This is a genomic window from Neptunomonas sp. ABH4_499, from assembly GCF_056160565.1.
In genome coordinates, this window is sequence record NZ_JBSWXK010000027.1 from 24,503 (window position 1) to 36,420 (window position 11,918).

Below are 11,918 nucleotides of genomic sequence, written 5' to 3' on the forward strand. Positions count from 1 at the left end.
ATGTCTCGTTTGTTTTTTCGCTCATCCACCTTCGCCACCTTGGCCGCTGCGTCTTTCCTATCGTTCACAGCGCATGCTGCGGATGTCACGGTGTCAGATGCGTACGCACGTGCTATGCCAACCGCAGGCCTTAACAGCGCGGCCTTTATGATGCTGCACAACAACAGTGATGAGTCGATCGAACTGATTGGGGCCGAAAGCGATGCTGCAAAACATGTCGAGCTGCACACTCACACACACGTGGATGGTGTTATGCAAATGCGTAAAGTCGATGGCATCACACTACCGGCCAAAGGCATGGCGATGCTAAAGCCTGGCGATAATCATGTTATGTTGATCGACCTGAACGCACCGCTTGCCGAAGGCGATCAAATTGAGCTTACTCTGAAGTGGTCAGACAACACCCAGCAAACGCTGAGCGTGCCCGTGAAATTTGCCATGCCTGGCAACATGCCAAAAGAGATGAAGCACGAGCATTCAATGAAGAAAGAAGCTCACGCTCATTGATCAAACGTTATTGAGGTCAAATTGATCCAAGGTAAAACTTGGGTCAACTCCGTAGTAGCGGCACAGGGCTGCCTTTAAGCAGCTAGCCCTCTCCGATAGTCCCTTTGTTAAATAACACTCAACTTGCTCATGTACGGCTTGCTTAAAAGCTGAGTTATCGGTGTTCTCGCCACTTAAGTTATCCGCACTGATGTAAAACTTATGCCCTGCCGCCATCGATAAAATCCACTCAAGCGCCTGCGGCTTTACCTCAACTTTCTCGAACTCCGCCTGCTCTTGAGCAGTGCGACCGTCGGGTCGATACCAATAGCCAAAATCCTCGAGTAATCGGCGCTTTGATCCTGCAATCAGCCAATGGGAGATCTCGTGCAAGGCACTGCTAAAGTAGCCGTGAGCGAAGACAACACGGTGATACTCGCATGTCGGATCGGCAGGTAAATAGATCGGCTCATCATCCCCTTTGATCAAACGCGTGTTGTGACTCTGTGAGAAGCATTCATCAAAAAGATCAATAATCTCTTGATAATGATGCTTAGGAAGCTGCTGTTTTTGGGTCGTCACGATACTTACTGATAACTCTGCCATGTTTCTTCTCGAAGCCACCACGTTTGACCAGATCGCTTATCGACACGCGCAGCCACATACCCTTTGATGTCTTTATCCGCTCGTTGAATCTGAACCTCATAAAGGGACCTCGGTAATACGCCCGCTTCATTTAAAGCGTTCCAACGGTTTTGATCGGCCAACCAGGTTTCCCCTGTGTAACGATCGTATCGGATCAACACCCACTGCCCTTTGGCTGTATAGCTCGACACCAACTCATAAGAGGAGGAAGTTTGATCCAGCAACGCACTGACATCTTGTACCAGTCGGTTTACTTGGGCTTCGTTCAAAGGCGTATTCTGCGCAGGTGCACCGCCACTGTTTGCCACTGGGTTTTGCGGCAAACCTTGGCTGTTAAGCAGCTGCAGCCTTGCTAATAACACTTGAGCATTCTGTCGAAGCTCTTGTGTATCGGCTTTAATCTGAATCACTTGCTCTTGCAGGCTTAATATCTGGCCAGACAAATACTCCATCTGGTTCCCAGAGCTTTGCGGTGTGTTTGGCTGAGCGTTCGGCTCTGGCGCGTTTTGCCCATTATTTTGCGGATTGCCCGCGGTGTCCGATGGATTCTGGTTCAGTTCGGCAGCATCAGGGTTCTCTTGGGTTGGAACAGCCTCACACCCAACAAGCACCACACTGAGTAACAAAGACGCCGCCACAATTGCACGATTAGCCATGCGTTTCTCCTAGCAAATGTGCGTCGAGTATATCAGAAGGATCAATCAATATAGATCTCCCTAAGTGACTGTAATTTACGATACAAGGTGCGCTCGCTGATCCCTAAGACTTTAGCCAAGGTTTTGTTATCCCCAGCAAAACGTTTGGTCAGTTGACTGATGTAACGGGACTCTAATTGCTCCAACGTCATGAGCTCAGATTCATCAATGACGGAAGGCTCGGCTGGGCGTTCGGCCACATGAAGCTCCTTAATGTAACATTCATCCGGTAGGTGCACAGGCTCAATCTGATCATCGTCACAGAGCAAAACTGCCCGCTCAAGAATGTTACGAAGCTCACGAATGTTGCCGGGAAAATCGTATTCACGCAGCAAACCGAGGGCGGCCTTAGAAAGCCGCTTACCGCTGGCGTCCGGGATACGCTTTAACAATGAGACGGCAAGCTTGGGTATGTCTTCTTTTCTGTCTGCCAATTTTGGTAAATCGATGGGGAAACCCGCAATTCGGTAGTACAAATCGCGGCGAAAATCGCCCTTCTCGACCATGGCCTTCAGCGGTTTATGCGTAGCGCAGATCAGCCGAAAATCCGCTTGTTTAACCTCGACACCGCCAACGCTTCGAAAGGTGCCAGACTCGATCAACCTTAACAGCTTCACCTGCAGTGGCAGTGGAATGTCACCCACCTCATCCAAAAACAAGGTGCCACCTTGGGCCATCTCGACCAAGCCTTTCTTTTTATGGATTGCCCCGGTAAACGCCCCTTTCTCGTGACCAAATAATTCACTTTCAAATAAAGAGTCCGTAAGCCCTGCGCATTCAACGGTGACAAAAGGCTTTTGGGATCGGGTGCTGCCGTTATGAATGGCCGAAGCCGCTAGTTCCTTACCGGTGCCGGATTCACCTTGAAGCAGCACGCTGATCTCACTGGGCGCAGCTCGCTGGATCATCTCCAATAATCGAAGAAACGCTTTTGACTCCCCCACCATCTGGCTTTGTTCATCGCCAAAGGATTTAACCACTTTCATGATCTCTAGGAAGCCCACAATGTCACCAGCATCATTTTGGATGGGTGTCATGTTCACATCCACGTGTTCTCGCCCATGACAACTTTCGTGCACATGCAAGACACGCTGCTTTAACCCCGTTTTCTTGCATTGCTGCAATGGGCAGGATTCCCCAGCTAAATCGCAAGGCACGTTATAACCGTGAGAGACCTCATAACAGCGTCTGCCGACGGTTTCACCCGTGTCGTGATAATGGCTTTTGAAGGATTCATTAGCGGCAAGTATTTGATAATCGGTCGAAAGCAAAACAGCGGGCTCCGAGTGACTGTTCAAAACGGAAATGATCTCGGTAAAGCTGTTAAGGACCATGAATGACACTCCTGACATTTTTGACAACAGATTATGTCAGTTACGACATCATTTCCAGCCTTAAAACTACTAACTTATTGATTTATATCAAGGTGAAATTTTGGCATACGCAGTGCAATAAACCTGTGTGAATGTGAAAGCTCACACAACACTTTTTACTCTTCTAGCGGTAGCGGGAGCACTCAATGATCACAGAAGAAGTCGTTGATTTATCGCGATTACAATTTGCGGTAACAGCACTGTATCACTTTCTATTTGTACCTCTGACTCTAGGCCTGACTTTTATGCTGGCCATTATGGAGTCGGTATACGTGATGACCGGCAAAACCATCTACAAAGACATGGTTAAGTTCTGGGGCAAACTGTTTGGTATTAACTTTGCGCTTGGTGTCACCACAGGCTTAACCATGGAGTTCGAATTTGGCACCAACTGGGCCTACTACTCGCATTATGTGGGTGATGTGTTTGGTGCTCCGTTGGCCATCGAAGGACTCATGGCGTTCTTTTTAGAATCGACGTTTGTGGGTCTGTTTTTCTTTGGGTGGGACCGCCTATCTAAAGTAAAACACCTTTGTGTTACTTGGTTGGTCGCGTTGGGTTCTAACTTTTCCGCACTTTGGATCTTGGTGGCCAACGGCTGGATGCAAAATCCGGTTGGTTCCGAGTTCAATCCGGTCACGATGCGAATGGAAATGACCAGCTTTGCTGAGATCTTCTTCAACCCTGTGGCTCAAGTAAAGTTTGTGCACACCGTTTCAGCCGGGTACACCACAGCCGCTGTATTCGTATTAAGCATCAGTGCTTGGTACTTGCTTAAAGGTCGCGATGTGGCCTTTGCTAAACGCTCTTTTGCGATCGCCTCTGCCTTTGGCTTGGCTTCTTGCTTATCCGTTATTTTGCTGGGCGATGAATCCGGTTACGAGCTTGGCGAAGTACAAAAAGTCAAACTGGCCGCCATCGAAGCAGAATGGCATACCGAAGAAGCCCCAGCTGCGTTCACACTGTTTGGTTTCCCTAACGATGAAACCATGGAAACCGATTACGCGATCAAGATTCCTTATCTGTTGGGGTTAATTGCGACTCGCTCCACAACGGAAGAGGTCACAGGCATTCACGATTTGATCGATCATCATGAAGATCGTATCCGCGTGGGTATGCAGGCGTACGACGCACTCACTCAGATCCGAAATGGCAGCACAGACCCCGTCGTTCAAAACCTGTTCGAAGAGACCAAAAAAGACCTCGGTTACGGCTTGTTACTCAAACCCTATACCAATGACGTGGTTGATGCGACGGAAGAGCAAATCAAAGCAGCGGCTCGGGATTCGATCCCACCGGTTGCGCCCTTGTTCTTTAGCTTCCGGATTATGGTGGCATGTGGTGTATGGATGCTGCTGGTCTTTGGTTTGAGCTTTTTCTACACCGCCAAAGGGGTGTCACACCAAAAACGCTGGTTACTGAAAATGGCCCTGATCACGCTGCCCGCACCATGGATTGCCAGCGAAATGGGTTGGTTTGTCGCGGAATTTGGCCGTCAACCTTGGGCCATTGGTGAGATTCTCCCAACCTATGTTGCCCCTTCTGTGTTATCGGCCGGTGATATTTTTGCCAGCCTGATGAGCTTTATTGCGCTCTACACCCTACTGGCCATCGTTGAGCTGTACCTGATGATTAAATTTGCACGTAAAGGGCCAAGCAGCTTGCACACAGGCCGCTATCACCATGAACAATCAACTCACATGTCGTTACAGTAATTAAGGCAGGATCAGATCATGGATTACGAAACACTTAAACTGATTTGGTGGGTACTGGTTGGCGTGCTGCTGATCGGCTTTGCCGTGACCGATGGCTTTGATATGGGCGTCTGTATTTTGCTGCCCTTCTTAGCCAAAAAAGACGTTGAGCGTCGTGTGGTGATCAACACCGTTGGCCCCCACTGGGAGGGTAACCAAGTATGGTTTATCACTGCAGGTGGCGCCATCTTCGCAGCTTGGCCAGCCGTTTATGCAACGGCTTTTTCAGGGTTCTACTGGGCCATGCTGTTGGTGCTGTTCGCGTTATTCTTCCGCCCTGTCGGATTTGATTATCGCTCTAAAATCGAATCTCCTACGTGGCGGAACACTTGGGACTGGGGGCTGTTCATCGGCGGCTTAGTGCCTGCCCTTGTGTTTGGCGTTGCCTTTGGCAATCTGTTCCAAGGCGTACCGTTCGAGCACGATGCTTTCCTACGCCCAAGCTACCAAGGTAATCTCTTTGGCCTTCTAAACCCATTCGGCATTCTGTGTGGTTTGGTCAGTGTATTGATGCTGGCTGCCCACGGCGCTGTTTGGTTAGGTTTGCGCTCATCAGGCCTTGTTGCAGAGCGCGCAAAAACCATGGCCGCTTTATTACCTTTGATTACCTTAGCGTGCTTTTTGAGTGCTGGTGTTTGGCTGTACCTGAGCGACTGGGGCTACGCGATTGTTCATCAACCCGCCTTGGACGCACTCCCTAACCCATTGGCTAAAGAGGTGATCGCACAGCCAGGGGCTTGGTTTACCAACTATTCCACTTACCCCATCACCATGGCACTACCGCTTCTGGGGATAGTAGGACTGGTGCTTACAACGCTACTTAGCCTACGTGAAAAGTTTGGCTTCGCATTCGTTACCAGCAGCTTGGCCATGGCGGGCATCATTCTAACGGCGGGGGCTTCACTGTTCCCATTCGTTTTACCATCAAGCTTAGCACCGAGCAGTAGCTTAACGCTGTGGGATGCGGCCTCCAGCAAAATGACGTTATCGGTTATGACCGTGGCCGCAGCCATCTTCGTGCCGATCATTTTGGCTTACACCGTTTGGTGTTATCGCTCACTGTGGGGACGCGTAGCGCCAGAGATGATCGAACAACAATCCCATTCATTGTATTAAGGAGAGTGACATGTGGTATTTCGCTTGGATTTTAGGCGTGTTACTGGCCTGTAGCTTTGGCATCATCAATGCGATGTGGCTAGAGGCTCGCGAAGACAACGCACAAAAAGACCAATAACGTCGACATCAAAAAAGGCCCAATCGGGCCTTTTTTATTGCAAGATCAATTAGATAAGAAACTTAGCTTAGCGTTTCGCCCTCGGCGATCAATTCATTAACGCGCCATGCCGCCATTAACATGGTACACAAACTGCCATACAAACTGATCAAAACACGGTTCGAGCCGATCTGCTTATCACCCTCTTCTTTGTGATGAGCTCGATCAGCACGGAAATTTTCGATGGCATTCAGCGTTTCTTCGCAGCCTTTAAGCAACTCTTTAACCGTTTGAGAGTAGCGTTTACCAGGGGCTAGCATCAAAGAACGCTGAGTCAGCAAAACCAGCTGCTTCAAACTGTTTTGCATGGGGTCAGGTACGACTTTTAACTCTTTCAGTAATTGAAAGCACAAGCGCTCAACCAAAGCTTTCATTGCTTCGGTTGCGGCTTCCGGCGCCAAGGCCGCAGCCTCTTGCCAATGGGCATTCAGAGAAAGCTCATCCAAAGGCTCCAGCTGTTTCTTGACGGCATTTGGCTCACCCGCTTCAGATACAGAAGCCGATAAATGATCTAAGAAATCTTCGAAGGTATCCATGATCAACAGTTTGCGCTCTTCAACCGAACCGCAACTGTATTTCAGGCTTTGCCACAAACTGGATAAATCAACATGCTCAAGAACAAGAGAAGGCACACGATCGGAGGTAGCGACCGTGCCCATAAAGTAATGACGCAGCTTATGATAGTCAGATTCATTTACTTGACGGCCTGTTGCATGGGCTATCATCAAGTTTCTTAGGTAGGTTGCTCGTTGAAGAAGCTTATTACTGACTTCGCTCATATTCCCTCATGAGTCCTGGATAAACATCGGTTACTCAACTACCGAATGCCGTTTGCCAGCTAACATCCATAATAGACTGATCAAACTCGATTCTAATTGTCATCGTAGCATAGGCATTAACCCTAAGGCGAAACCTTTTAGCCATGCCTACGCACGTTATCTACAACGTATAGTGTATCTGTATAGAAACAGGGTGCAAGAACTATTGCTTTATAATTTACAGCTCAAGCAAATTTATGCGCTCACTGTCATCGGTATTTCCAACTGAGCCGCTTTTCATATCCGGATGAATACCGTGTGCGAAACCGGTTTTAAGGCCTTTAAAGTCAAACAGTTCGGTATCAGCCAGGTGTGATGGAACAACATTCTGAAGGGATCTAAACATGGTTTCGATGCGTCCAGGATATTGCTTATCCCATCCTTGGAGCATCTCTTTGATCACCTGTCGTTGCAAGTTTTCTTGGGAGCCACACAAGTTACACGGAATGATCGGGAAGCCTTTTATCTCTGAATACTCTTCGATGTCTTTCTCTCGCGCATAGGCTAACGGACGGATAACCGTATGCTTCCCATCGTCTGATACCAATTTAGGCGGCATGGATTTGAGCTTGCCACCATAGAACATGTTCAGAAAGAGTGTTTCAAGGATATCATCTCGGTGATGGCCAAGAGCAATCTTGTTTGCGCCTATCTCTTCAGCAAAACCGTACAAGGTTCCACGGCGTAAACGCGAGCACAAACCACAGGTGGTTTTCCCTTCGGGTACCACTGACTTCACGATGGAATAGGTGTCACGTTCGAGGATATGAAACGGCACATCTAAGGTTTCTAAATAAGCCGGAAGTATGTGTTCTGGGAAGCCCGGTTGTTTCTGATCCAAATTAACCGCAACCAGCTCAAACTGCACCGGCGCGCTTCGCTGAAGGTTCATTAGGATATCCAGCATAGTGTAAGAGTCCTTACCACCGGACAAACACACCATGACTTTATCGCCCTCTTCAATCATATTGAAGTGCTCAATCGCCTGCCCTACTTCGCGACGTAAACGCTTTTGCAGTTTATTTTGACGCGTTTTCAGCTTTTTCTCGTGCTCATTCAGTTCATGAGCTTTTGAAGAGTCTTGGCTTTGCGCTGATGGCTCAGGCGAGTGAATCGATACAGACATGGTTTACAAACACGGGTTATTTAAAAAAAGCAATTATACGCGAGACTGACACAAGCCCAAATAAAAACCGGCCATAAGGCCGGTTTTTTTCAGTCTAGGATTGATCAATCAACAATCAATTGATTGTTACTCAAGAGCTGTTGAATGATGTCCGCATCGGTTTGGACGCCTGCCCCAAGGTCGGTCACATTTTGCAATGTGATGACTTGATCAGCGTTCGAGCCATCGGCATTGATGCCACCATCAGACTTCACATACACAACAGTATCATTGCCAGATTGTGCAAAGTGTAAGTACTGATCCAAGGTGTTTTCCGTTTCACCATCAAGCAGATCGCTTAGATCCAGTACATCACGATCATCTCCAGACGCTTGATACACATTGAAGTCTGTAATGGTATCGGCACTGCCTGGCGCACCCCAAATGAAGGTATCGCTACCAGAGCCACCGGTCAGGGTATCGCTGCCCGGACCACCAATCAGCTGATCCGCACCGTCACCACCAAACAGCTGGTCACTGCCAAGGCCACCCATCAAGCGATCGCTGCCACCGTTACCAAAGATGATGTCGTTGCCATCGCGACCAATGATCAAGTCTGGACTATCGTTCAGGCCGTTCAGTGTTTCGCTGCCAGTCGTACCGATCACCACATTCATACGATCAACATCCACTTCAACAAACGAAGAACTGATGTCACCGTCGTTGTCGATCAGATCGAAGTCCATTCGCTCCATGATCGAATCAGAGATGCTGTCCGGTGCGATGTAAGAGTAATCACCATCGTCCATATCCACGAAGAACTGACCACCTTGGGCGGTTGTAATCGTGACCGTCGCTTCTGCCGAGTCAAATACGCTAGCATCAGCTCCGCCGGTGACCGTCAACGTACGAGTGTCTAAGTCGAAGGTGTATGTCACACCATCAACGGTCACGCTACGCACATAACCGCCATCAGCACCCAAGCTTTCCGACAGCAGAGAGGAGCCTTCCACCAACTGACCAGAAACAGGGTTCATAATGGTAGATGACAGTACCTCATCCAACTCATCGAACGAGGATACGATCGTACCATCGCTGTTGATCGAGGTTTGACCATCGTACGCAATCGGGTTCAGGTAGCTCACATCATTGATACCAGTACCCACACCAATCGCAAAGGACTTAACCTGATTGTTATTCAGGAAGTTCGTCCAAGTTGCCTCTTCGGTTGCACTGATACCCGTATCGTTACCTGACTGGTCATACCCTGTACCATTTCGGCGACCAGTTAATGACCCACCGTTACCTGCACCAAAGGTAGGTAAACCATCCGAGAAGAAGTAAGAGACGTTCTGAGCATCATCAATCGCACCTGCCGATGTGAATGCACTCATCGCATCACCCAACGCTTCATCGTAGTTTGTACCACCCTGCGGCGTTGCGTTACGGATCGCCAACAACTGCTGAACGGCCGTATCGATGTCTCCCCACTCAGAACCTACTGCTTGAGCATTCGATGAGAAGGTGACGATTCGAACCGCAACATCACCAAACTCATCGTAGCGCTCCAGAAGCGTAATGATCGAATCGATCGCACTTTCAAGGCGCGTTTGGCCATCAATACCACTGTCCTGAGACATCGAACCGGAGGTATCCAGGATGATCATCAAGTTAGTATCGATCATCGACAATTGATCAACCTGCGGCGTAATTTGCTCTGGCGAGTCATCTTCAACAGTGATACGTAAAGTACCGGTTGCTGAGTCCATGCCATCACTGGTTACAACCCCAAAGTCGATGCTAAGCGTATCTTCACCCGATGCATCAGCATGATCCAAAGGCGCCAACAGGTTGAACTGATAGTTACCAGAATCATCGATCGACAAGGTCGCAACCGCTTCGCCGTTGGCGTAACCGGTCATTGACTGCGTGCCAGACCCGCTCCAAACCACTTCAACGCCGTCTGAGGTAATCGTATCAGTCGGAGCTGACAAGGTATAACTCGTAACAGAGTCACCTTCGACATCAACCGCGTTAACCGTTCCAGTCACAGATGCCGAATCTGTGGTATCCACATACCCTGCTGCCGCTGAGGAGTCAGGATCACCGTTCGCGAGTCCTTCCTCACTGACATTAGCTTCCGTGAAATCAATCACCGGAGCGTCATTCACAGCCAGAACGACAACACTCAGGCTGTTGGTCGTTGTTAAGCTCTCACCGGTTGAACGCTCTGTGCTGATCGCATTCACATCAACATCAAAAGTGCCGTTGAAGTTTTCAGGCGGCGTGATCGTTAAAGTCGTCAAATCCCAATCAGTGATGTCCGCTTCGGTATTACCCGCTGTCGCCGTAAAGGTATTAACACCATCACTGATTACCGAGCCTTCTGGCAACGCAGAAACAGTGACGGTCAGTACCTCAGAGCCATCCGTATCGGTCAAACCAGCCGTTATATCTTGAATCTGGATTGGCGTATCTTCTAAGCCCTCGTTGACACGCACTGGGTAGTAACCACCGTCTCCGTTGTTATCAACGTATCCTGAGTATTGGCCACCGGCATCATTTACCGCACCAATGTCAGTAAACAATACCTGAGTACCCAGCGACTGAGCAGCACCGCCATCAACCGATACCAATGCACTGATATCACCTACCCCATCACCGTTGTACGCGTAAAGCTCGAACGTGTAATAGCCGCTTTCTGTTGGCGTGAAGGTGTTGGTTGTATAGGTTCCCCAAGTGTTGTAACCCGCGGAGTACACAATCGTACCACCCACTTCCATTTGCATGGTGTCATCCATGTACCCTGTAAAGCTGTAACTGTGGCCTGCTTCTAAGTAGATCAAGCCCGTTAAGCTCACCGCACCGTCCGTTGGAACATCTACTGCACCGGCTGCATCTGTGGCTGTTCCCAGCTCCGTTACAACCGAGGTAGAGACAGGCGTTTCACCGGCCAACGCATCTTCAAGTAGATCCGCATTGGCCGCATTTGAGGTGTCCATCGTCGACACGTTGGTGTATAAGTCCATCACCAAACCGTTACCGGATGGAATTGTAAAGTTGCTGTCATCCGACGTACGATCGCCAACAGTTTCTGATCCAAGTGATAACGTTGGCGCGTCAACAACCGGTGTGATATCCACACTCATCGTTGCTGAAGTTTCGCCGCCGTTTGTATCGACGGCTACAAAATCAAACGCCGCATAATCATTCGATTGATCACCCACACCTGGCGAAGCAAAGCTGTCATCACCGGATTCGTGTTGATCCGGCGTAAAGCGCAGTGAACCTGCATCGATATCCGCATGCGAAATCACATCGTTTGCCTGAACGCTTGACCAGCCAGTGCCGTCAAAGTATTCCAAGACACCGTCAGCCGGTAAGCTGCTAATACGGATTGAGAGATCAGAAACCGCATTATCAACATCGGATGTCGCAAAGTCAGACCAAGTGAAGACGTAAGAGGTGTCCTCTACTCCGATCACCGAAGCAACACCAACCACAGGCGCATCGTTAGTACCGTTAATGGTCACAACCAGATCCGCATTGCTGCTGTCGCCATCGCTGTCTGAGATGGTGTAGTTAAACGTTTCCGTTAAGCTCTGACCGTCATTCAACGCTTGAACATCACCATTGGTGCTATCCAGTGCGTAGGTGTACGTACCATCGCTGTTCAGTGTCAGGGTACCGTAGGTGCCTGTGATCGTGGCTGGCGTAACCGTGACTGGCGTATCTGCATTTTGGGTATCCGCCACATCGCCTGCACCAG

10 protein-coding genes are annotated in these 11,918 nt (G+C 49.2%); 4 read left to right on the forward strand and 6 right to left on the reverse strand.

Annotated features, from left to right (window positions below):
* Positions 1–507 (forward strand): copper chaperone PCu(A)C, encoded by a 507-nt coding sequence (locus tag ACXAF9_RS17790; RefSeq protein ID WP_475076629.1) that lies wholly within the window; start codon positions 1–3, stop codon positions 505–507.
* Here the strand turns inward: ACXAF9_RS17790 and ACXAF9_RS17795 are convergent, their stop codons facing one another.
* The 3 genes from ACXAF9_RS17795 to ACXAF9_RS17805 are packed head-to-tail and all read right to left on the reverse strand — an operon-like array spanning position 508 to position 3,160.
* Complete coding sequence (locus ACXAF9_RS17795; protein WP_475076631.1) at positions 508–1,092, reverse strand: elongation factor P hydroxylase; 585 nt, start codon at positions 1,090–1,092, stop codon at positions 508–510. It abuts the gene before it with no gap.
* Positions 1,074–1,787, reverse strand: coding sequence for a hypothetical protein (locus tag ACXAF9_RS17800; protein WP_475076633.1), 714 nt, complete (start codon positions 1,785–1,787; stop codon positions 1,074–1,076). Before ACXAF9_RS17800 ends, ACXAF9_RS17795 begins: the two co-directional genes overlap by 19 nt.
* Before the next feature lie 41 nt (positions 1,788–1,828).
* Positions 1,829–3,160, reverse strand: coding sequence for a sigma-54 interaction domain-containing protein (locus ACXAF9_RS17805; protein ID WP_475076635.1), 1,332 nt, complete (start codon positions 3,158–3,160; stop codon positions 1,829–1,831).
* Between the two features lie 185 nt (positions 3,161–3,345).
* Here ACXAF9_RS17805 and ACXAF9_RS17810 point away from each other — a divergent pair, with 185 nt between their 5' ends.
* The 3 genes from ACXAF9_RS17810 to cydX are packed head-to-tail and all read left to right on the forward strand — an operon-like array spanning position 3,346 to position 6,187.
* Entirely contained in the window at positions 3,346–4,914 is a 1,569-nt protein-coding gene (locus ACXAF9_RS17810) for a cytochrome ubiquinol oxidase subunit I (RefSeq protein ID WP_475076637.1), read from the forward strand.
* Between the two features lie 18 nt (positions 4,915–4,932).
* Positions 4,933–6,069: a cytochrome d ubiquinol oxidase subunit II gene (gene cydB, locus ACXAF9_RS17815; RefSeq protein ID WP_475076640.1), complete on the forward strand. Its 1,137-nt coding sequence runs from the start codon at positions 4,933–4,935 to the stop codon at positions 6,067–6,069.
* A gap of 10 nt (positions 6,070–6,079) precedes the next feature.
* The gene (cydX, locus tag ACXAF9_RS17820; protein ID WP_475076642.1) at positions 6,080–6,187 is read left to right on the forward strand and encodes a cytochrome bd-I oxidase subunit CydX; all 108 of its coding nucleotides are present in this window, start codon (positions 6,080–6,082) and stop codon (positions 6,185–6,187) included.
* Between the two features lie 62 nt (positions 6,188–6,249).
* On the opposite strand, the gene ACXAF9_RS17825 is transcribed toward cydX, so the two are convergent.
* The 3 genes from ACXAF9_RS17825 to ACXAF9_RS17835 form a co-directional block, all read right to left on the reverse strand.
* Positions 6,250–7,005 carry a hypothetical protein gene (locus ACXAF9_RS17825; protein ID WP_475076644.1) on the reverse strand — a complete coding sequence of 252 codons (756 nt, stop codon included), beginning with the start codon at positions 7,003–7,005 and terminating at the stop codon, positions 6,250–6,252.
* A 217-nt stretch (positions 7,006–7,222) separates the two neighbouring features.
* The gene (ttcA, locus tag ACXAF9_RS17830) at positions 7,223–8,170 is read right to left on the reverse strand and encodes a tRNA 2-thiocytidine(32) synthetase TtcA (RefSeq protein WP_475076646.1); all 948 of its coding nucleotides are present in this window, start codon (positions 8,168–8,170) and stop codon (positions 7,223–7,225) included.
* Between the two features lie 104 nt (positions 8,171–8,274).
* On the reverse strand, positions 8,275–11,918 hold a 3,644-nt coding region (locus ACXAF9_RS17835), incomplete at its 5' end, for a type I secretion C-terminal target domain-containing protein (protein ID WP_475076648.1).